General features: G+C 41.6%; 19 protein-coding genes. 9 read left to right on the top strand and 10 right to left on the bottom strand.

Translation table 11 applies throughout. The features are described 5' to 3' along the window. The first annotated feature begins 180 nt into the window (after nucleotides 1-180). Complete coding sequence (locus tag HHO41_RS01640) at nucleotides 181-843, top strand: FMN-dependent NADH-azoreductase (RefSeq protein WP_169095063.1); 663 nt, start codon at nucleotides 181-183, stop codon at nucleotides 841-843. Between the two features lie 44 nt (nucleotides 844-887). Here the strand turns inward: HHO41_RS01640 and HHO41_RS01635 are convergent, their stop codons facing one another. Beyond that, nucleotides 888-1892 carry a Gfo/Idh/MocA family protein gene (locus HHO41_RS01635; RefSeq protein ID WP_169095062.1) on the bottom strand — a complete coding sequence of 335 codons (1005 nt, stop codon included), beginning with the start codon at nucleotides 1890-1892 and terminating at the stop codon, nucleotides 888-890. A 34-nt stretch (nucleotides 1893-1926) separates the two neighbouring features. Next, nucleotides 1927-2607 (bottom strand): protein kinase family protein, encoded by a 681-nt coding sequence (locus tag HHO41_RS01630; protein ID WP_169095061.1) that lies wholly within the window; start codon nucleotides 2605-2607, stop codon nucleotides 1927-1929. A 342-nt stretch (nucleotides 2608-2949) separates the two neighbouring features. Here HHO41_RS01630 and HHO41_RS01625 point away from each other — a divergent pair, with 342 nt between their 5' ends. The 3 genes from HHO41_RS01625 (at nucleotide 2950) to HHO41_RS01615 (ending at nucleotide 5309) form a co-directional block, all read left to right on the top strand. Beyond that, nucleotides 2950-3831: a cation diffusion facilitator family transporter gene (locus HHO41_RS01625; protein ID WP_169095060.1), complete on the top strand. Its 882-nt coding sequence runs from the start codon at nucleotides 2950-2952 to the stop codon at nucleotides 3829-3831. An 88-nt stretch (nucleotides 3832-3919) separates the two neighbouring features. Further along, nucleotides 3920-4390 carry a hypothetical protein gene (locus HHO41_RS01620; RefSeq protein WP_169095059.1) on the top strand — a complete coding sequence of 157 codons (471 nt, stop codon included), beginning with the start codon at nucleotides 3920-3922 and terminating at the stop codon, nucleotides 4388-4390. A gap of 124 nt (nucleotides 4391-4514) precedes the next feature. Continuing rightward, complete coding sequence (locus HHO41_RS01615; RefSeq protein ID WP_169095058.1) at nucleotides 4515-5309, top strand: TIGR00266 family protein; 795 nt, start codon at nucleotides 4515-4517, stop codon at nucleotides 5307-5309. Between the two features lie 338 nt (nucleotides 5310-5647). Here HHO41_RS01615 and HHO41_RS01610 read toward each other — a convergent pair whose 3' ends face one another. From HHO41_RS01610 to HHO41_RS01600, 3 genes are all read right to left on the bottom strand, one after another. Then, nucleotides 5648-6841, bottom strand: coding sequence for an alanyl-tRNA editing protein (locus HHO41_RS01610; protein WP_169095057.1), 1194 nt, complete (start codon nucleotides 6839-6841; stop codon nucleotides 5648-5650). Between the two features lie 571 nt (nucleotides 6842-7412). Then, complete coding sequence (locus HHO41_RS01605; RefSeq protein WP_169095056.1) at nucleotides 7413-8348, bottom strand: manganese-dependent inorganic pyrophosphatase; 936 nt, start codon at nucleotides 8346-8348, stop codon at nucleotides 7413-7415. A gap of 114 nt (nucleotides 8349-8462) precedes the next feature. Beyond that, nucleotides 8463-9488, bottom strand: coding sequence for a ThiF family adenylyltransferase (locus HHO41_RS01600; RefSeq protein WP_169095055.1), 1026 nt, complete (start codon nucleotides 9486-9488; stop codon nucleotides 8463-8465). 159 nt (nucleotides 9489-9647) lie between these two features. Here HHO41_RS01600 and HHO41_RS01595 point away from each other — a divergent pair, with 159 nt between their 5' ends. Then, a complete protein-coding gene (locus HHO41_RS01595; RefSeq protein ID WP_169095054.1) occupies nucleotides 9648-11483 on the top strand; it encodes an aldehyde ferredoxin oxidoreductase family protein in 1836 nt (611 codons plus the stop codon). A 535-nt stretch (nucleotides 11484-12018) separates the two neighbouring features. After that, complete coding sequence (locus tag HHO41_RS01590) at nucleotides 12019-12987, top strand: nuclease-related domain-containing protein (protein ID WP_169095053.1); 969 nt, start codon at nucleotides 12019-12021, stop codon at nucleotides 12985-12987. Between the two features lie 97 nt (nucleotides 12988-13084). On the opposite strand, the gene HHO41_RS01585 is transcribed toward HHO41_RS01590, so the two are convergent. The 5 genes from HHO41_RS01585 to HHO41_RS01565 all read right to left on the bottom strand — a co-directional run bounded on the left by HHO41_RS01585 (nucleotide 13085) and on the right by HHO41_RS01565 (nucleotide 17467). Next, nucleotides 13085-13369 carry a MoaD-like domain-containing protein gene (locus HHO41_RS01585; protein ID WP_169095052.1) on the bottom strand — a complete coding sequence of 95 codons (285 nt, stop codon included), beginning with the start codon at nucleotides 13367-13369 and terminating at the stop codon, nucleotides 13085-13087. Between the two features lie 48 nt (nucleotides 13370-13417). After that, a complete protein-coding gene (locus HHO41_RS01580) occupies nucleotides 13418-13690 on the bottom strand; it encodes a ubiquitin-like small modifier protein 1 (protein ID WP_169095051.1) in 273 nt (90 codons plus the stop codon). Nucleotides 13691-13928: 238 nt separating this feature from the next. Further along, nucleotides 13929-15368, bottom strand: coding sequence for an NAD-dependent succinate-semialdehyde dehydrogenase (locus HHO41_RS01575; RefSeq protein ID WP_169095050.1), 1440 nt, complete (start codon nucleotides 15366-15368; stop codon nucleotides 13929-13931). A gap of 44 nt (nucleotides 15369-15412) precedes the next feature. Next, entirely contained in the window at nucleotides 15413-16774 is a 1362-nt protein-coding gene (gabT, locus tag HHO41_RS01570) for a 4-aminobutyrate--2-oxoglutarate transaminase (RefSeq protein ID WP_481747074.1), read from the bottom strand. A 69-nt stretch (nucleotides 16775-16843) separates the two neighbouring features. Continuing rightward, nucleotides 16844-17467: a YczE/YyaS/YitT family protein gene (locus HHO41_RS01565; protein ID WP_169095048.1), complete on the bottom strand. Its 624-nt coding sequence runs from the start codon at nucleotides 17465-17467 to the stop codon at nucleotides 16844-16846. Between the two features lie 135 nt (nucleotides 17468-17602). Between HHO41_RS01565 and HHO41_RS01560 the strand changes: the two genes are divergently transcribed. From HHO41_RS01560 to HHO41_RS01550, 3 genes are all read left to right on the top strand, one after another. Continuing rightward, on the top strand, nucleotides 17603-18658 hold the full coding sequence (locus tag HHO41_RS01560; RefSeq protein WP_169095047.1) for a lactonase family protein: 1056 nt from the start codon (nucleotides 17603-17605) through the stop codon (nucleotides 18656-18658). A gap of 560 nt (nucleotides 18659-19218) precedes the next feature. Further along, on the top strand, nucleotides 19219-19884 hold the full coding sequence (locus HHO41_RS01555; protein ID WP_169095046.1) for an NAD(P)H-dependent oxidoreductase: 666 nt from the start codon (nucleotides 19219-19221) through the stop codon (nucleotides 19882-19884). A 146-nt stretch (nucleotides 19885-20030) separates the two neighbouring features. Continuing rightward, nucleotides 20031-20753: a C39 family peptidase gene (locus tag HHO41_RS01550; RefSeq protein ID WP_248278318.1), complete on the top strand. Its 723-nt coding sequence runs from the start codon at nucleotides 20031-20033 to the stop codon at nucleotides 20751-20753. The last annotated feature ends 68 nt before the right edge of the window (nucleotides 20754-20821 follow it).

Below are 20821 nucleotides of genomic sequence, written 5' to 3'. Positions count from 1 at the left end.
CCATTCTGAAAATTTAGCATATTTATGAATTTTGTGAGTTATGCCCTTATATCTTCATAATAAAGTGTGTAAAGACACATAATATTCATGAACTTCACGACTTGTTCATTAATCAACATTTCCTTTTTTTATATGATAATAAAGAGAAAACTATATTTATTAAAGGATGGGTTGCTAAACATGGCTAGACTACTATACGTTACCGTAAATCCCAAAAAAGAAATAGAAAAATCTAAAGGACGCCAAATCGGAGAAGTATTTCTTGATTCTTTCCGTGAAGAACAGCCAGATGTTGAAATCGTGAGATGGGATTTATATAGCATGGACCTTCCAGTCATGGATGAGGACTTATTATATGCTCGCGCAAAACTATCATTTATGGGATATAAAATGGAGGATTTATCTGAAAATGAACGTTCACAAATCACAAAAATGTGGGCACTAGCAGATGAATTCATTACTTTTGACTACTATGTATTTGTTTCACCAATTTGGAACCTTGGTTCTCCAGCAATTTTAAAAGCATTCTTAGATTGCTTATTCGTAGCTGGTAAAACATTCACTTATACAAAAGAAGGCGCACTTGGCTTATTAACTGATAAAAAGGCAATTCATATCCAAACACGTGGTGGCATTTATTCACACGGACGCATGGAGCCACTTGAGTTCGGCGATCGTTTCCTTAAATCAGCACTTGGCTTCTTAGGAATGGATGTTCAGGAAACTGTATTTGCTGAAGGACTAGACCACTTCCCGAAAGAAATTCCACAAATCATGGCTAACGCTAAAGAAAAAGCAGCTGAGGCAGCTCGCGAAATAGCGAAATTACCGGTGAAAAACTAAACATAAAAAACGGCTGTCATCATGAGTGACAGCCGTTTTTATGTTTATAGTGTTGTAATAGGATTATGATCTGCAGGAAAAACAACTCCCATTTGCTTTCGAGCTTCATCAAGGATGTCCATCACAATTAATGAGTTTGTTAAGGAATTGATACTGGACTCTTGCTTTCCATGCTGAATCAATTCAATAAATTCCTTAGCTTCATAGTACATTGTCTCTTGCTTTTGCATCTCCGAGAGATCCACTGTTTTCCCATTACGAATACGTAGTTCTACCCGCTCAGGAGTATGTATTTTATCTATCCATAAATTGCCCTCTTCCCCTTGAATCTCAGCGGGTAAGGCTGAATTACTGATTTTTGAAAACATGACAACGGCATCCATGTCTTTATATTTCAAAATGATACTGCCTTTCCCATCAACACCTGATTCAAGTATGATACCCTTCGCCTCTATCGATTCTGGTGCTCCAAATAAAACGACCAAGGGATAAATACAATAAATTCCGATATCCATGATAGCCCCATTTGAAAATTCAGGTTTAAATGCATTTAAAATATTACCTTGCTTATAGGCATCATACCGGGATGAATATTGGCAATAGCTTGCAAAATAGCTTCGCACCGTTCCAATTTTATCGAGATGGGCCATCACTGTTTGAAAATTTGGAGTTAGTGTTGATTTTACAGCCTCCATTAAGACAACCTGTTGCTTTCGTGCTGCACTAATCATTGCTTCAAGTTCCGCCTTATTGGACGCAATTGATTTTTCACACAGCACATGCTTGCCGTGCTCTATTAAAACGATTGCCTGACGTGCATGAAAAGCGTTTGGGCTGGCTATATAAACCGCATCAAGCTCATTACTTTGAGCCATTTCAATGAGATTAGTAAAAATCGTGATATTTGCTTGATGCTTTTCAACAAAGCTTTTCGCAGTGTCCAAAGAGCGCGAATACACCGCAGTTAGTTGAAAATCTGGATGTTTACTGGCTCCTTCGATAAATGAGTCCGTAATCCAGTTTGTTCCGATTACTCCAAAACGAATCATTGTGCTTCCTCCTTGATGTTCATTCATTTCTTTGTTACATTTTGGTTTCTTTGTTTAAATAATATTTTCCCCATAATGACCTCATCTGCTTGAGTTTTCGATATCCCTTTCTTACGCTATCCAAGATCACAAATGGAATTGGTGGATGGAAACGATAAAGCAGCGGCTTATAAATCCATTTATAGGCCTTTTTCAAATCGTCCCATTTGCTGCAATAACCTGTTTTATAAAAATCAGAAATATCTACGACAAACCCTTTTGTACCGTTCATCACCACATTTTTTCCGTGAACATCATATGGATTAAGCCCCACGGATTTAGCATATTCAAGCGCAGCATCAATGTCATTGATTACTGAATTAGGAATTTGCACCCCTTTAATGACTGCATTAAATAAAGTAATTCCATTGAGCCGCTTTAAAACAAGATATTGATCACTGTGGGCAAGCAGCTGAGAAAAAGCTTGATGCTTACCAATTTTATTGTAAACCTCAACCTCTTTAGCTAATTCGTGATGATTGCGCCCATAAACTTTGACAACTAGGTCTGGTTTGCTTTTATGATAAAAAACAGCAGCATAGTTTCCATTCCCTAGTAGTTTCCACGAATCACTCCGATTTGTCACTTTAATCGGTTCGAATAGATCGTCAGCCTTTAAGGTAATATGAGGAAGCAGTTCCTCCTCAATCAGTCGAATATAGTTTTCCGTAACCATCACTCCCCCCTTCAAAGGCTTCCTCAGGCCACCCACTACAAGCGATGCGCCCCTCTTAAGCGAATATCATCTTTGAAGTTTATATTTGTCTTTTGTAATGAAAAAATTGAAAAAGACGATACTAAAAATTATCGACTTAGGCAGCCACGTTTCTGACTATTTTAATATAGACTTGAAAGTCGATTTTTGTCCTTGTTTGTCACGCGTGAAACTATTTTGGATTATGACAACATTTTATGAGAAGGTCAAATAAACTGCGCTAATCCTACTATTTTTCTCTAGACCCACATGAGCAGGGTTTGTTATGGTAAAGTTGAATAGTTCAAATTGGGGTGTCGAAAGATGGAAAGATCGCAAGAAATTAAAAAGGCTGAGACTGGAGCATGGCTTAGTATCATTGTCTATATTTTACTATCAGTCCTAAAACTAACAGTAGGCTATGTTGGAAACTCAGAAGCGTTGCAAGCCGATGGATTAAACAATTCAACCGATGTCGTAGTATCCGTGGCAGTATTAATTGGCTTGAGGATATCCCGTAAGCCTGCGGATGAAAATCACCTTTATGGTCATTATCGGGCAGAATCAATTTCAACGTTAATTGCTGCTCTCGTCATGACAGCTGTGGGCGTACAAATCATCTTTAATGCAGGTAAATCATTTATTTCCTCTGAATATTCAAATCCAGATATGCTTACATCCTGGACTGCACTATTTGGTGCATTAGTGCTTTTATTTGTTTATGTTTACAACAGTAATTTGGCTAAAAAACTGAATAGTTCTTCGCTCATGGCTGCAGCACAGGACAGTAAATCAGATGCACTAGTTAGCATTGGCGCATTTATTGGAATCGTTGGTGCGAAGCTTGGCGCCCCTTGGCTTGACAGTTTAACCGCTGTGATTGTCGGCATCGTGATTATCAAAACCGCTTTATCGATTTTTCACGAAGCATCTACCTTGCTTACAGACGGTTTCGACCAAAACCGGCTTGCCTTGTTACGCCAAACAGTTGCCTCAACGTCAGGCGTAATGGAGGTTAAAGATATTAAAGCCCGTGAACACGGCAATAAAGTATATGTCGATACAACAATCCTGGTTAATCCGCTCTTAAATGTCATTGAAAGCCACAAAATTACCGAAGATATCGAAAGGAAAATGATGATTGAGCATAAAAACACATATGTGCTTGTCCATATCGAACCTTATGATATCAAGGAATTATCTTAGCAAATGTTAAAATTGAACTGAGTGTTGGAGTTGAATTATGAATGAAGAAAACAGTCAACTCTGCAAATAACGAATCAATGGAGGTCCTATGTTAAGTTTCGAAGAAAAATTAGCCGTTATCGAAGCATTCCCTGAACTGAAGCGAAAAAATGTCTCGCTTGGTCGGGTTAATTTTCAATATGACGAAAGTATAACCGAAAAGAAAAATGTGGTTTATCATCTTCATCCAAACGGAAATGGCTTTGTTTATGTTGGCAGTGAAAGCGAATATGATACTGATGAGAAGGGTTTAGTGAATATCCGTGATTTTTCCAAAAATGAGCTTCATTCAATCATTCAAGAGTCGATTCAAGCTCTTTCGCCAAGACCAGTGACAGAAGAAGCCATTATCGGTGATGCATTTGAAGAACGCTGGGTTGATGCTGAAAATCATACCCTAATCCTCGTTGATGAAGACGGAATCTGGAATATTTATGCTGGATTAAATCTAGATGAATCGTTCGGCTCCTACGAAGAAGCCAAGGAATATCTACGTGCTGAAGGGTTTCGGAAACGATAATTGATTATTAGTTGAATGTATAATTCTTAGGAATTCTATTAATTATTCGCTATAATAATAACTAGAAATCATACATAGTTTAATTTTATAAGCACCATTGACAAAAATGCTAGGAGGGGTAACAATGAACAATCACGAAATCGATTACAAAATTTATGGCGATGACATGCAGTTCGTTGAAGTGGAATTAGATCCAGAGGAAACAGTAATTGCTGAAGCAGGAAGCTTTATGATGATGGATGGCGACATTCAAATGGAAACCATTTTTGGCGATGGCTCAGGCAGGGATGGTGGCAGCGGCCTAATGGGTAAGCTGTTCAGTGCTGGTAAACGACTTGTAACTGGTGAAAGTTTATTTATGACCACATTCACTAACAAAGGCTCTGGTAAAAAACATGTTTCATTTGCCTCCCCATATCCAGGTAGTATTATTCCAATGGACTTAAGTGAACATGAAGGAAAAATTATTTGTCAAAAGGATGCGTTTTTAGCTGCAGCCAAAGGCGTTTCGATTGGCATTGAGTTTCAAAAGAAAGTTGGCGTTGGCTTCTTCGGTGGTGAGGGTTTCATCATGCAAAAGCTTGAAGGTGATGGCTTGGCTTTTGTTCACGCAGGTGGAACAATCACTAAAAAAGAGCTGGCAGCAGGCGATATGCTCAAGGTTGATACTGGCTGTTTAGTTGCTTTCACAAGCTCAGTTAGCTATGATATCGAGTTTGTAAGCGGCGTTAAGACTGCTTTATTTGGCGGTGAGGGTTTATTCTTCGCAACATTAAGAGGACCTGGTACAGTCTGGATTCAATCACTTCCATTTAGCCGTCTAGCAAGCCGTGTGTTTGCAGCAGCACCACACAATGGCGGTTCAAAAGGTGAAGGCAGCATCGCTAAGGGATTGTTTGATATGTTTGGTGGGGACTAATCGAAAAGCGGAAGCGGCTTGAACAGGGGCGACAGGCACAAGACGAGCCGGCTGGAAGGGCGTACTTTGCCCTTACGGACGGATTGGCTTGTGACCCCGAGCCCCTAGCCGCTGGAGCTAGACATCTCGAAAAGCGGAAGGCGGCTGCTTATCGGCGACAAGCATAAGACGACCCGGCCGAAAGGTTGCTTTTTGACCTTTTGGACGGATTGGCTTATGACCTCGAGCCGATGGCGCCTGGAGCTGGACATCTCGAAAAGCGGAAGGCGGCTGCTTTATACATAATCAGTAAAGGGTCAATCGAAATTCGATTGACCCTTTTTGTATTGGCATAGCAACTATACAATTAGCGTTAGTGCCTTATCGAGCAACTGTTGACCAGACATTGTTGGCTCACCACCGCCTTGAGCTAGGTGATCGTTGCCGCCGCCTTTTCCATTAATTTGTGGAAGCAGTTCACTTATTAATTTTTTCATGCTGATTTGCACGTTTTCCCCCCGAGCACAAACAAGTTGCATTTTTTCCGGACTTTCCGAAATCAAAATCGCCATATTATCTGGTGCTTGGGCAGAAATGGCTCGTCCTAGCTTTTGCAGTTCTTGAATAGTGCGATTTTGGAAAATCTTATAGCTTACCTTTCTTTCTGGTAATGCACCTTGTATTAGCTCAAGCGCCTCATACTGTAGCAACGCTTCTCTTGCTTCCTCTAGCGCCTTGTCCTTCTCCTTAGCACCATCTAGAAGCTTTTGGGTTGCCTTGACCATGTCCGCCTCAGGTGCATTTAATAAGGGTCCAAGCGATTTTAATACTTTTTGTTTTTGGTAAAGCTGGGACAAAACTCGGTTTCCGCACACAAATTGCACGCGGATTTTCTTCTTCTGGCGCTCCCAATCAAGAATTTTCAAACTCCCTACTTGTCCCGTTGAACTTGGATGGGTTCCACCGCAGCCGTTGTAATCGTAATCTGGAATAATGACGAGCCGGATATCCTCCGTGACAGATAGTTGCTTTCGAAGCGGATATTTTGCAGCTTGTTCAGGAGACACCCAAGTTGGTTGAATTGGACGATTTTCCAATATGATTTCATTTGCCCTTTGCTCTGCTTGCTGCGCTTGCTCCTCCGTTAATTGATCTGTTTCAAGATCAATTGTTAGCACCTCAGCGCCCAGGTGAAAACTGATAGTTGGAAAAACAAATAATTCCTCAAACGCTGCTGACAGAATATGCTGTCCCGCATGCTGTTGCATATGATCAAAGCGCCGCGGCCAATCAATGTTTCCATGAAGCTCAGAGTTTTCGTTTACTAATGGTGATTCTATGTAATGGCGAATTTCTCCATTGATTTCTTCTACATTGGTAACTTTTATTTCATTTAATGTTCCTGTATCATGTGGCTGCCCGCCGCCAGTCGGATAAAAGGCTGTTTGATTTAATATAACGTACCATTGTCCGTCATCATCTTGTGCTTGTCTTAAAATTTTTGCAGAAAAGGATTTTCGATAAGGATCTTCATAATAAAGCTTATGTTCCATTGTAGCCTCTCTCCAAACTGATGTGATGTAGTGTACATACCAATAATTTGAACAAATAATTTTGGGATGGTCAAGTTTTGGTGGGAATTTGTTGAGGTTACGAATGGTTTGCTTGATTTTTAAAGGAAAAATGAAAGATTTTGGGGAATCTCAGTACATTTCGGTAAAATGTTGCGGGTTTTATAAAAAAATAGGTCATTTTCTTTTAAAAATACATAATTTGAGCAATTTCAGTGTGTCCGAGAGAAATAATATGCACAACAAAACAGTGATATGCACATGAAATTGTGAATATGCTTCATTTAAAAAATTTTATGATACAACTTTTTTGATATATGCACGACTTTTCAAATATATGCACAGCTTTTGAAGGGAACCCATAAGATATGCACACAAACTGTAGGATATGAACACCAAACCTCATTTATGCACGAAATCCCTCACTTATGCACACTCCACTCCCCATCAGTTAATCTCTCAAAAAAAAACGAAAAATAACAAATTAAAAAACCCGCTCATCCAACAAGGGATGAACAGGTTTCATATGTGTGACAACCAATCAAGCTCCAGATTAGCCTCTCTTAACGAAAGCTTCTGTTAATGGTGGCACGATTTGTTTTTTACGAGACACAACGCCTTTAAGAACGGCACTGTTATTTTCTAATTTTACCCCGAATGCTTCTTCAGCTACGCCTGCTTCGCGGCCTAGTGCAACTGCAACAGAATCATTTGTTAAAATGTCTGTTACAACAAATAGGAATAAATCAAGATTTTTCTCAGCAATGACGCTGTTTAGAGCATCCTCTAATTCAGCTTGGCGGATCAATACGTCGTTAGTATCAACTGCGTTTACTTGCGCAACTTCTACTTTTGCACTGCCCATTGTAAATTCTTTCGCATCTAAGCTAATTAATTCAGCGATAGATTTTTGGCTAAGGTCAGCGCCTGCTTTTAACATTGCTAAACCGTATTCTTCTGCATTCACACCAGCAATTTCAGCTAGTTCCTTTGCAGCAGCAACGTCTTGGTCTGTGCAAGTAGGTGATTTGAATAATAAAGAGTCAGAAATAATCGCAGAAAGCATAAGTCCTGCAATATTTTTCTCAATCGCTACACCATTTTCTTTGTACATTTTGTTTAAGATTGTTGCTGTACAACCCACTGGCTCGCAACGATAGTATAGTGGATCTGCTGTTTCAAAGTTTGCAATACGGTGATGGTCGATAACTTCTAGCACTTTAACTTGATCGATATCGTTAGCACTTTGTTGACGTTCGTTATGGTCAACAAGAATAACATTTTTAACTTCAGCAGAAACTTGCTCTACTAAACGTGGCGCTTCTGCACCAAATTGGTCTAGCGCATACTGAGTTTCACCGTTCACTGAGCCTAAACGGATTGGCTCCACTTCAAAGCCTAATTTTGATTTTAAATCTGCATAAGCAATTGCAGAACAGATTGTGTCAGTATCTGGGTTTTTATGACCGAATATAAAGATTTTTTCCATGATCTATTCTCCTTATCCTTAGTTTACATATTGGTTATGTAGGTCCGTATACTATTGTAATGGATTTTGTCAAAATTACCAAAAAAAAATCATCGACAAACTTCTCTTTTTCTATTAACCATTGTATCTTGCATAGAAATTCTTTGCTGTAACAAGGTCGTTCGTGCCATGAATCAGTACGCGCCCATCCTTAAAGAACACCATCGTAATCTCCTCATTTGGCTTGAACCTCAGCATATAAGGGTTCATTTCAGTCTTGCCGCTTTTCTTAAGACGCTCAGCTGTTTTGCTAAAATCAAGCTTGATTTTATGGCGAGGATTAATTTGAACCGTGTCCCTACCACAAAGACTTGTAAAGACGATTTGTTTATCAGACGAGCGATCTAAAAATTCATACTCATGATTCACACAAGCTGGACAATTAGGATTCCGTCCGTCGGAAACATCCATTTGTAAGAATGAGTTATACCAAATATCAAGTTGATCCAAGTTTCGGTTCGGCTCTGCACCTACCAGTAGCTTCAAGGCTTCCATCGCCTCAAAAGAACCAATTATATCGGTAATCGGTGACAACACGCCAATCGTATCACACGTATCCCCTAAACCTTGCGGCACATGCGGAAACAGACAGCGATAACAAGGCGTCTTACCCGGGATAATCGTCGCAAACATCCCCCGTGAACTGACTGCACCGCCGTACACCCAAGGAATTCCATGCTTTATTGCAACATCATTTATTAAATAACGCGCCAGAAAATTGTCTGTCCCATCGATAATGACATCAAAGCCTGTCAACAGGTCTTCGGCATTATCCAAATTCAAATCAGAAAGGATTGGTTCGATAACGACCCCGGAATTAATCGCTTTAAGGTGTTTTTCCGCAGCGATAACTTTTGGCAAATTATGATTGGCGTCTTCTTCAGTATATAAAATTTGGCGTTGCAGATTGGAGTGTTCAACAATATCGCGGTCAATGATCCGAATATGACCAACGCCTGCCCGCACAAGATGATTGGCAATCACGGTTCCTAAAGCGCCCATGCCCACCACGACTACCTTGCTTTCGATAATCTTCAATTGGCCTTCTTCACCAATTGGCTTAAACAACATTTGTCTAGAATACCGATTTAATTCGACCATGGCCAGCCTCCTTTATATTTTTCATTATAAAATATTATTCAAGTAAAATTTATTAATAATTTTAGAAGTCAGAAAAAAAGGATTTTTTTAAATTATAGCTAATTTATTAGAGGTAGTACATTTTATCACTATAGAAAAGAAAGAGGTGTTTGTAACACGATGAATCTTGGTGGTTTTAAAAACAAGGAAGTTGTTGTTGATTTAACAAGCGGTGACATTACTTACAGAGAAATCAATGAAGATTTAGCCAGAAAGTACATCGGCGGTCGCGGTCTGGGCGTAAAGTATGTCCTAGATAATGGACCAGAGGTGGACCCTTTTTCCCCAAACAATATTTTATGTATTATGACTGGTCCTGTAACAGGATCACGCTCTTCCATGAGTGGAAGACTTGCTGTTGTGACTAAATCCCCCCTTACTGGAACAGTTACCGATTCTCACATGGGTGGTTGGACAGCAGCGCGTTTAAAATGGGCTGGTGTCGATAATATCATTATTAGTGGAAAGAGCGATAAACCAGTTTACCTTTATATTGAGGATGGCAAAGCGGAAGTCCGTGATGCTGCAGCAATTTGGGGCATGGGCACTCGCGGTGCTATCGCGGCATTAAAAGAAGTACATGGCGCAGACAACCTTAGTGTAATGAGTATTGGTCAAGCAGGCGAAAACCGCGTTTTATTTTCCGGCTTTATCAATGAGCATGATCGCTCTGCAGGTCGTGGTGGCACTGGTGCAGTTGCCGGTTCCAAACTATTAAAAGCAATTGTAATTAAGGCAGCTCAAAAAGGCAATATGCCGGAGCCAGCGTTAAAGGACGAATACAAAGAGGCAAATAAAAAAGCCGTTAAAGCAATCCTTGAAGGCGGATTAACTGCACCAAACAAAGGTGGTTTATCCGTTTACGGTACAAACGTGTTAACAAATCTCATCAATGAAGTTGGTGCGCTACCAACGAAAAACTCTCAGCTAACCCACTGGGATGAAGCTGAAAAGCACAGTGGCGAATACGTAAACAAACACTTGCTTGTTTCCAATAATACATGTCATGCCTGCCCGGTCGGCTGTAAAATCGAGGTCGAAGTGAAAGAAGGCAAATACAAAACGCGCGTCGAAAGTATCGAGTTTGAATCAGCTTGGTCAGTTGGTGCCAACTGCTTAGTCAGCGACGCTGAAGCCATTTCGTATATCATTGATAGCTGTAACGAATATGGCCTTGATACAATTGAACTTGGACACGCTTTCTCAGTTACAATGGAAGCTTACGAAAAAGGCATTATCGACGAGATACTCGAATGGGGCGATGCCGATGCGATGATCGAGTTGACTCGTAAGATTGCCTACCGTGAAGGCTTTGGAGCGGTACTGGCTGAAGGACCGGCACGTGCGACTGCGGCGTGGGGTGCACCGGAACTGTCCATGTCCGTAAAAGGTCAATCAATTCCAGCATATGACCCGCGCGGAATTCAAGGTATCGGCCTTGGTTATGCGACAAGTAACCGCGGCGCCTGTCACTTACGCGGCTACACTGTTGCCAGTGAAATCGCTGGTATCCCTGAACCGACTGATCGCCTTGAAGCGCACGGTAAAGGTGAACTGTTGAAGATTTTCCAAGATTTATTATCATTCTCTGATTCTATGAATATCTGTAAATTCTCATCGTTCTCTGAAAACGCCGAGCACTACGCTGAGCAATACGGCACAATGACCGGTGTACAATTAAGTGGCGAGGACGTCATGAAGATTGGAGAGCGCATTTACAATCTCGAGCGCTACTACAACAATTTAGCAGGGTTTAACCACCGCGAAGACGACTTCTTACCGAAGCGCTTTACAGAAGAGCCAGCTACCGGCAACAGTGCCGGCTATGTCAGCCGCATGGACATCATGCTTGATGAATACTATCAAGTCCGTGGTTGGAAAGACGGTGTCGTTCCTACGGAAAAATTGGTTGAACTCGGCATAATTGATGCTGGGGAAGCGGTTGGGGAGAAATAAGTGCTAGAAATTAGAAGGAGCAAAGTAATTGTTCTTTGCTCTTTCTTAAAATTACATATGATACCTTTTTTTAATTGTAGCTGCAGTATCCCATCGAGCAAATTGGCGAATAAAAGAGCACAAAAGCTCATTGTCGCTCATATCTTCATAAAGCTGAGCAAATAGTGATTATAGCGAGCATATTATAATGAGCCATTATTGAAGTCGAGCATAAATCCCCCAAATTCGAGCATAAAATTCGAAAAGCCGAGCATAAATCTTCGAAAGTCGAGCATATCCATCCGAAAATCAGGTAATTTAAAAAAGACCTCTTGGTATGCTTACAAAAAATCGCTCATTACACCCAAATCCCTTAATTTTAATGAAAATAAATCAATGTTCACATTTTTTATTTCCCCCATTTTATTGCTACAAGCAATTTCACTGAAAAAAATGCCATTTCCACACTGATTTTCACTACTTTGTCACATCTGAACCATTCAATCAAACTAGTAAATCCTATTCTTATTTTTCAAACAAAAGGAGAAATGCATTTATGTTCTTATCCCAACGTGAAGTCCCGATTGAAGCACAAAAATGTGAGGCATTACTGCGGAATATTTCCGAATTCCATCCTCGAATACCTGATATTAAAGCCCTCCTCAGAAGGAAAATGTCAGGGTTCTATGGTGAGAAATCATTAGACTATCATTTAAGCTCATTAAATCAAGATTATTATGATATTATTCCAGGAATTAGACTATCAAATAATGAGCGGAAGTTCCAAATTGATACATTAATATTATCAAACTTCTTTATATTGATTATTGAAATCAAAAATCTTAGAGGAGAATTAGAATTTGACTCAGCAAAAGGGCAATTAATTCAAAATGTCGATGGTAAAACTTATGGTTACGATGACCCTTTTGCACAAGTCAACGAACAAAAATTTCAGCTGATGAAATGGATGGAGAATCGAAAACTTCCACCAATTCCAATTGAAACCCTAGTGGTACTTTCAAACAATAATGCACTAATCAAAAAGGTTACCGGCTCTTCAAATAATTATTGGAAATTATGCAGATGTATTAATGCAAATGAAAAAATTCGCTATTTTGAAAATATGTATAAAACGGAGTACATATCACACAAGGATCGAAGACGACTTGGAAAATATATACTAAAACATAATATTCCAATTGAATTTGATATTTTATCTCGTTTCAATATCCCTCCAACAGATCTATTACCTGGAATCCAATGCACTCAATGTTTAAAGCGCCCAATGATATATACATACGGAAAATGGAATTGCCAACAATGTGGATATATATCAAAAAATACACATGAGCAAAAAATCTTTGATTACTTTTTGCTCTTTGAACCAACCATTACCAATAAACAGTTTAGAGATCAAGTATGTTTGGAATCACGCCATCAGGCAACCCGCATCCTCAACTCCATGAACCTTCAGCAACAAGGCACTAATAAAGGTCGAATTTATTTCCCGTTTCCGGAAAAATAAAAAAGCCGAGGGCGCTTTACAAGCAATCTATCCCTCGACTAACTATGAAACTACGCTCTTCCAAACCGCGAGACAGAGTGCATAAACAAGCAATCACTTAGCCCCCCACCCTCGTCGTTTTATACCGATATTTTTTCAAGAGCTCAGTAAGGGCCACTTCATCTTCGGCAACAAACCTTATCTTTACAGCATTCACCTTAAACACTGCCGTAAACGCCAGTTCCTTTTCACTTACAATATGGCCTTCCCAACCATCGCCAACAAACAAAATAGGAAACGAATCAACCGCCTCGGAACCCAGCCGCTTTCCTCCAAGCTCTTCAAAATACAACTCCAAATGACGCCGATTGATGCCACGAAATTCCAAATCACGGCTAATCATCGCGTGAGCAACCTGACCAACAACTATACGCAGCAGACTGTATCATCATTATCCACCCGCGACCGGAGGAAAGAGCGCAAACTGATCCGTTTCCTTAACAACACTAAATAAACCTTCACCGTGAACGATATTTCGACCGTTCACATACACGTGGACGAACGGCTTAAGTGTCTTATCTTCGGTAAATATTTCATCATGCAAGTCTGGAAACATTTCAATCATCGTATCTAGCACATCGATTACCCGTTCGCCATTTGGCTTGACTTCTACTGTAACCCCGCCGCAAATCTCGCGGAGGTTTGCAAATACCTTCACCTGCACCCTCATCGCTCCTTTCGTTCTATTTTCATATTAAAATCAAAAAGTAGAGTTGTCACTATTTTAATATTATTATAAAGAAAAGCGCAAGGCGCCCGCATATCGGCGACAAGCACAAGACGAGCCGGCCGGAAGGTTGCCTTTTACCTTCTGGACGGATTGGCTTGTGACCTCGAGCCGATGGCGCCTGAGCTAGACAATAAGCCAAAACCCCGTCCGAAAAAGAGAACGGGGCCGAACACTAAATCTCCAAACCTATCGAAATATACTTTATTTCTAAAAATTCATCGATGCCGTAGTGACCACCTTCTCGGCCGAGGCCGCTTTCCTTGTAGCCGCCAAATGGCGCTTGCGGGATGGATGGGAGGGCGTCATTTAGGCCAATAATCCCGTATTCAAGTGCCTCGGTAATTCGGAACGAGCGACTCAAATCATTGGTATAAACGTATGCCGCCAAGCCAAATCTCGAATCATTGGCACGGGCAATGACCTCTTCTTCTGTTTCAAATGTCGTGATTGGGGCAAGTGGACCGAAAATCTCATCTTTCATACAATCCATATCATCGGTTACTCCGGTTAAAATGGTCGGAGGATAAAAATAGCCTCCTCCAGCGCTATCCGGAAGCATTCCAACATAGCTTACTTTCCCGCCTTTTTTCTGAACATCATCAATAAAACCTTCTACCTTAGCTAAAGCTGCCCCATCGATTAATGGGCCGATATCGACACCAGCTTCCAAACCATTACCAACTACAAGCTTAGCCAATTCCTTTTGAAAAACCTCAACAAATTGCGGTGCAACACTTCTTTGCACATATACGCGGTTGGTACAAATACAAGTTTGCCCAGCGTTGCGGAATTTTGATTGCAATAGTCCGACAGCAGCCTTCTCTAGATTAGCATCTTCCATGACAATGAACGGTGCATTCCCGCCGAGCTCCAGTGAAATCTTCTTCACATTCTCAGCTGCACCTCTCATCAACGTTTTGCCGACTTCTGTTGAGCCTGTAAAGGTAATTTTCGTGACGCGAGGGTCGCTTAACCACGCTTGACCGATCTCACCTGATTTCCCAGTAATGACATTCAACACTCCGGCCGGAATTCCAGCTTCATGAGCCAACTCTGCAAGTTTCAAAGCAGTAAGCGGGGTTTGGCTAGCAGGTTTCACTACTGCGGTACAACCAGCGGCAAGCGCCGGAGCAACCTTTCTCGTAATCATTGCTGCTGGGAAATTCCACGGCGTAATCGCCGCAATCACCCCAACCGGCTCCTTGCGCACAAGAATCCGCTTGTTTGGTGCAGATGCCGGAATCGTTTCACCATAGACGCGCTTGCCTTCCTCAGCAAACCAGGAAATAAAGCCGTTGGCGTAATTGACCTCACCGAGCGCTTCGGACAACGGCTTTCCCTGCTCCGTCGTCATGATTCTAGCAATCTCTTCTTTATTTTCATCTATTAAATAATGCCATTTCATTAAAATTTTATAGCGATCCTCAGCTGTACGCTTCGCCCAACCCTTAAAGGCTGCAGAAGCAGCATCAACTGCGGCTCTGGCTTCTGCCCCACCTCCAGTAGGAACAGCGCCGATTACCTCTTGCGTAGCCGGGTTCACTACCTTAGTAAGTTCACCCGCTTCACGTCCTTGCCAATTCCCATTTAAATACATTGGATAAACCTTCATAGACCCCATTCCTCCATCTCCATTGATTGCCATAAATCCTGGTTCTAATGAGCCAAATCCTCTTGTGAAAGTACTGTTGTAACGGCATCTACCAAAATCGCCAAGCCCTCGTCAAGCTCAGCATCGGAAATCGTTAACGGCATCAAAATTCGGATCACATTACTGTACAGGCCGGCACTTAAAATCAATAAGCCTCGCTCACCAGCCGTCTTAATAATTTTACTAACAGCTGCTTTATTAGGGGTTTTGTTCGATGCCCCGTTCACGATTTCCATTGCCCACATCGCACCCAACCCACGAATATCACCGATTTGCTCTAACTTCCCACTAAGCGCAGTCATTTTCGTGCGGACTCGCTCCCCTAACACTTGCGCGCGGTCATTAAGCTTTTCAGACTCAATAATGTCCAACACAGCTAAAGCCGCCCGACAACCCAGCGGACTTCCACAATAGGTCCCCCCGATTTCGCCAACATCTGCTGCCTCCATAATTTCAGTTCGGCCGATGACACCACTAATTGGGACACCTGCACCGAGCGATTTAGAAACAGTAATCATGTCGGGCACAACACCAAAATGATCAATTGCGAAGTACTTGCCTGTTCGTGCAAAGCCGGTTTGAATTTCGTCGGCGATAAACAAGATTCCATATTGATCGCATATCGCACGGACTCTTTGAACAAATTCGACGCTCGGAACAATAAACCCTCCCTCACCTTGAATCGGTTCCATCACAACAGCAGCAATTGTTTCCGGTGCCACCTCAGCGAGCAGAAATTGTTCAAATTGTTCAATCATCATCTTGTTATATTGCTGCTCCGTCATCCCCTCCGGACGACGAAATGGATACGGATAGGGTGCCTTGTAGATTTCCGGAGCAAACGGCCCAAAGCCAAACTTATACGGTTTGACCTTGCTTGTCATCGTCATCGCCAGTAACGTCCGTCCGTGAAAACCTCTTGTAAAAGCAATAACGCCTTGGCGTTTTGTAAATTTCCGGGCAAGTTTCACTGCATTTTCAACCGCCTCCGCCCCACTGTTAAAAAATGCCGCCTGCTTTGGAAAAGCACCAGGTGCAAGTCCACACAACCGCTCAGCCAAATCAATATACGATTCATACATCATCACATTAAAGCCGGTATGAATAAAATCGTTTACTTGCTCGTGGAGCGCACTTACCACCTTCGGATGGGCATGACCGACATTCAGCGTTCCAATTGCGCCGGCAAAATCAATATAGGTGTTTCCATCCACATCCTCAACCAACGCCCCATTTGCCCTTTTCACAAAAGCTGCGCTGTTATTACTAATGCCCTTAGGGACAAATTGCTTCCGCCGCACTAATATTTCTAATGATTTCGGTCCTGGTACGGAGGTTTGCTGCTTTACAAATTTCCGTTCCATCACCCTCACCTCCAAGAAATTTTACTTCCTAATACTATTTTTATTTTTATAAAAATCACTACAGACTCCGATTCAAACAATAAAGTTAATCTTTCCATGAAACACGCTCATCGAAAGCTTATGGAAAAATTGAATCAGCTGACCAATGATCAGAAAAATAATAATGGTCCCCACTCCGACACCAACAGAACCGCCGACTACAAAGCTTAACAAAACTGCTGTGCCCTCTAAAAACGTGCGCGAAATAGTAAAGCTGATATTGAACTTTTTACTCAAGGCCACCATCGTTCCATCATAAGGCATTTTCGGAAGGTTCGAGGTCAAGTAAACACCTACCCCCATGCCGATTAATACCACTCCGCCAATAAAGACACCCCATTTTTCAAGGGGAGCAGCCGCGCTTAAATCAACATCCTTAAAGATGATTTCCATCCAGAAATCGATGAAGAGGCCCCAGATTACAAGCGTAATAAATGCCGCAAATTCTGGCCGTTTTTTTAACAGAGCCGCATTTACGAACAAAAAGAAGGCCTGAAACAACGCCATCCACGTCCCAAGAGTTAAGCCAACCTTCTCAGTTAAACCAATATTCACGATATCCCACGGTCCTGCCCCTACCCCGGAGTGAATAATCAAGCTCACCCCTAAACAGGCGATGGACAGCCCAATCAGATAATAAATCATCTGTTTCAGCATGTGCGAACATTCCTTTGTCTAAAGATACTCTAATCTATGTCACACAAAATGGAGTTCATGCTATTTTCGTTCTAATTTTAAAAATCAAAACAGGATTGCTATAATAATGAAACATACGCTTAGGAGGTACAACTAATGAATCAAGCAAACTTTACTGGATATATCGGTACATATACAAAAGGCGAGAGCGAAGGAATTTATTCGTTTAAGTTAGATAGTAAGTCAGGTAAAATCGGCGCAATTAAACCGGTTGCAAAGCTTGAAAATCCAACCTATGTCAATCTATCAGACGATGAACGATTTTTATTTTCCGTAGCTAAAGAAGGCGAACAGGGTGGCGTTGCGTCTTTTTCAGTGAATCACGAGACAGGCGAACTGACGAAAATTAATCAGCAACTTTCTGAAGGAGCGGTACCTTGCCACGTTAGTGTTGATCGCAAAAATCAAACGGTTTTAACCGCTAATTATCATAAAGGAACGGTTGAGGCCTATACAGTTAATGCTGAAACCGGAGTGATTAACCAAGACTGTGCTGTTGCCCGGCACGAAGGTTCTGGTCCAGACCCGCGCCAGGAAAAGGCCCACACCCACTTTGCCGGATTTACTCCAGATGAGAATTATCTTGTGGTTGTTGAATTGGGAATTGATCAAATTTTGACCTACAAGCTGTCTGGAGGAGAGTTAATAAAAGTGAGCAGTTTGGCGGTAAAACCCGGCAGCGGACCGCGCCATCTTGCTTTTCATCCAAATCAACGAATGGCTTATGTCATGACCGAGTTTAGCTCTGAAGTCCTCGTACTAGAGTATGATGCAAATTCTGGTCAATTTACGCAACGCCAAGCGATTTCCACTCTACCGGCTGATTTTACCGAAAACAATCAGGGCAGCGCGATCCATGTGACAAGTGACGGGAAATTTCTTTATGCTGGAAATCGCGGGCATAATAGTATTGCTGTTTTTGCGATTGATGAGGAATCGAATTTGCTTAGTCTTATCGAGTTTGTGGGAACGGAGGGCGACTGGCCTCGTGATTTCGCGCTTGACCCAAGTGAGCAATTTATTGTTGCTGCAAACCAAGAATCTAATAATCTTACCGTTTTTTCTAGAGATTCAATCAGTGGCAAACTTAGCTTATTGGAAGCAAATATCAAAGTCCCAAGCCCTGTTTGTGTAAAATTTAAACGGAGCTGATTTATGTTTTTTTGATTGGAGCGGAGGGAGCGAAGACTCCTGCGGGAGCAAAGGGCATGGGGAGACACCGCAGGCGCTTTGCGCCGAGGAGGCTCCCCGCACCGCCCGCGGAAAGCGAAGCTCCCGGAGTGGAAATCAAATAAACATAACACTAATCTAATCTTCATAACTTCCACATAAGTTCCACATAATATCTACACAGGTGTTGAGTAAGATTAAGACAAGGTAAGACGCGGAGTTGCCAACGCAGCTTCCACCCAATCAAGCATAACTCAACTGATATATTGAAGGTTCGGAAAAGCCTTCTTTCTAAAAATCGAATGATTAAGGACCCCGATTTTTAGGTTGTACTGATGTAACAAATCTTTCTGTTTTCTAGTTTTTTTTTAAAACCTCTCTATTATGGATGAGCTGGCCCCGATGGCCAGCTTCTTTTTTTTGTTTAAAAATGGCAATTCTGACACAGAAGGTTAGAAAAATCGTAATTTGTTCATTCCGTAACTCTTTCTTTATTTTTATATAATAAAAAAGTAATTATTTTAATGATGGGAATGATAGTTTTGACAAAATTACTTTATATAACTGCTAATCCCAAGGGCTTAGAAAAGTCTAAAGGGCTCCAAATTGGCGAGGCTTTTCTTGAAGCATTCCTCGAGGCTCAGCCTGATGCGGAAATAAAACGACTTGATTTATTTGAAGCAGACCTTCCGAAAATGGATGCTGATTTAGTATCAGCACGCGGCAAGATTGGCGGTTATGGCTATAAGCTTGATGAACTTCCGGAAATCGAACGTGAAAAATACATGGCGATGCATGCTGTTGCTGACGAATTTGTTGCTTATGATTATTATGTGTTCATATCACCAATATGGAATTTAAGCTCACCACCAGTAATCAAGCAATATTTGGACAATCTATTTGTGTCAGGTAAGACGTTCAATTATACGCCTGAGGGAGCAAAGGGTGCGTTAACTGGCAAAAAGGCACTTCACATCCAAACTCGAGGTGGATTATATAAAAATACCCCAATGGCAGAGCTAGAATCTGGCGACCGCTATTTAAAAATTGCGCTTCGTTTCTTAGGCATCGACGTGATGGAAACAGTGGTTGCAGAGGGCTTTGATTATTTTCCGAAGCAGGTAAACGAAATCGTTGAGGCTGCGAAAGCGGAAGCTAGATTGGCAGCAAAACAAATGACAGCTCAAGAGAATTTAATTTTATCATAAGTGGTAATGAATGGGTCTCAGCAATGAGGCCCTTTCGTTTTGGAATTTCGCAAGCAGCATGATTGATTTTTTGGTATAATAATATTTTAGTAAAGTATAGATTTTGACAGACTCCTTTTTAAAAATGAGTTTTGGGGGAGAGTCATTTGGCTAAAGTTGGAAGACTCAGTTTAGGCATGTTAATTATTGCACTCAGTGTGTATTTTAGTATCGGGACTTTTCAGGATGATGAATTGTATTTCAATATTTCCGAAGAAAACATTGAAGCGGCAGAAGAGGTCAAAATCGCCCAGGAGGCCCTCCTTAATGTTCCTTTGCTTAATCAAATGGATGCACCACAACTTAAGAGTGGCTGCGAGGTGACCAGCCTGGCAATGCTATTAAGCTATAAAGGCGTTGAAGTTAGCAAAAATCAGTTGGCAGATGAGATTGCCAAGGTGCCGTTTAAATATCCAACTGGTGAAAACGGCAACCCGAATTTCGGCTTTGTTGGTGATATGGCGAACGGCGCCGGACTTGGCGTGTACAATAGGCCGATTGCTGAACTGGCCGAGAAGTATGCTGGTGACCGCGTGATTAATTTAACCAATCAACCGTTCGATGTGTTGCTAAATGAAGTGGCAGCAGGAAATCCAGTTTGGATCTTGACGACGAAATCATTCGCGCCTGTTTCCGATTTTAAGACGTGGGAAACACCCCAGGGAGTCGTTGATATTACCTATAGCATGCATAGCGTAGTGATTACGGGGTATGAGCCGGAAAATATTATCATCAATAATCCCTATGGCCAGAAAAATCAAAAATGGCCACGCGACAGCTTCATCCAAGCCTGGCAGCAAATGGGCAGCCAAGCCATTGTGATTCGATGATGGATGTGTGCGCCGTGACATGACGTGGCGTTTTATCCGTGGATCTCGAGTTTTATCCGTGGATTCCA

Source organism: Bacillus sp. DNRA2, from assembly GCF_012843265.1.
Classification (GTDB): Bacteria; Bacillota; Bacilli; order Bacillales; family Cytobacillaceae; genus Bacillus_BU.
Note: the sequence above shows the minus strand (reverse complement) of the source record. Positions and strands in the feature narration are given on the sequence as shown.

Bases quoted from the DNA above. Each gene is read 5' to 3' on its own strand.
- HHO41_RS01560 (WP_169095047.1), top strand. From the start codon at position 17,603: ATGAATCAAGCAAACTTTACTGGATATATCGGTACATATACAAAAGGC.
- HHO41_RS01565 (WP_169095048.1), bottom strand. From the start codon at position 17,467: ATGCTGAAACAGATGATTTATTATCTGATTGGGCTGTCCATCGCCTGT.
- HHO41_RS01610 (WP_169095057.1), bottom strand. From the start codon at position 6,841: ATGGAACATAAGCTTTATTATGAAGATCCTTATCGAAAATCCTTTTCT.
- HHO41_RS01635 (WP_169095062.1), bottom strand. From the start codon at position 1,892: ATGATTCGTTTTGGAGTAATCGGAACAAACTGGATTACGGACTCATTT.
- HHO41_RS01615 (WP_169095058.1), top strand. From the start codon at position 4,515: ATGAACAATCACGAAATCGATTACAAAATTTATGGCGATGACATGCAG.
- HHO41_RS01585 (WP_169095052.1), bottom strand. From the start codon at position 13,369: ATGATTAGCCGTGATTTGGAATTTCGTGGCATCAATCGGCGTCATTTG.
- HHO41_RS01605 (WP_169095056.1), bottom strand. From the start codon at position 8,348: ATGGAAAAAATCTTTATATTCGGTCATAAAAACCCAGATACTGACACA.
- HHO41_RS01640 (WP_169095063.1), top strand. From the start codon at position 181: ATGGCTAGACTACTATACGTTACCGTAAATCCCAAAAAAGAAATAGAA.
- HHO41_RS01575 (WP_169095050.1), bottom strand. From the start codon at position 15,368: ATGAAGGTTTATCCAATGTATTTAAATGGGAATTGGCAAGGACGTGAA.
- HHO41_RS01625 (WP_169095060.1), top strand. From the start codon at position 2,950: ATGGAAAGATCGCAAGAAATTAAAAAGGCTGAGACTGGAGCATGGCTT.
- HHO41_RS01620 (WP_169095059.1), top strand. From the start codon at position 3,920: ATGTTAAGTTTCGAAGAAAAATTAGCCGTTATCGAAGCATTCCCTGAA.
- HHO41_RS01590 (WP_169095053.1), top strand. From the start codon at position 12,019: ATGTTCTTATCCCAACGTGAAGTCCCGATTGAAGCACAAAAATGTGAG.
- HHO41_RS01595 (WP_169095054.1), top strand. From the start codon at position 9,648: ATGAATCTTGGTGGTTTTAAAAACAAGGAAGTTGTTGTTGATTTAACA.
- HHO41_RS01600 (WP_169095055.1), bottom strand. From the start codon at position 9,488: ATGGTCGAATTAAATCGGTATTCTAGACAAATGTTGTTTAAGCCAATT.
- HHO41_RS01630 (WP_169095061.1), bottom strand. From the start codon at position 2,607: ATGGTTACGGAAAACTATATTCGACTGATTGAGGAGGAACTGCTTCCT.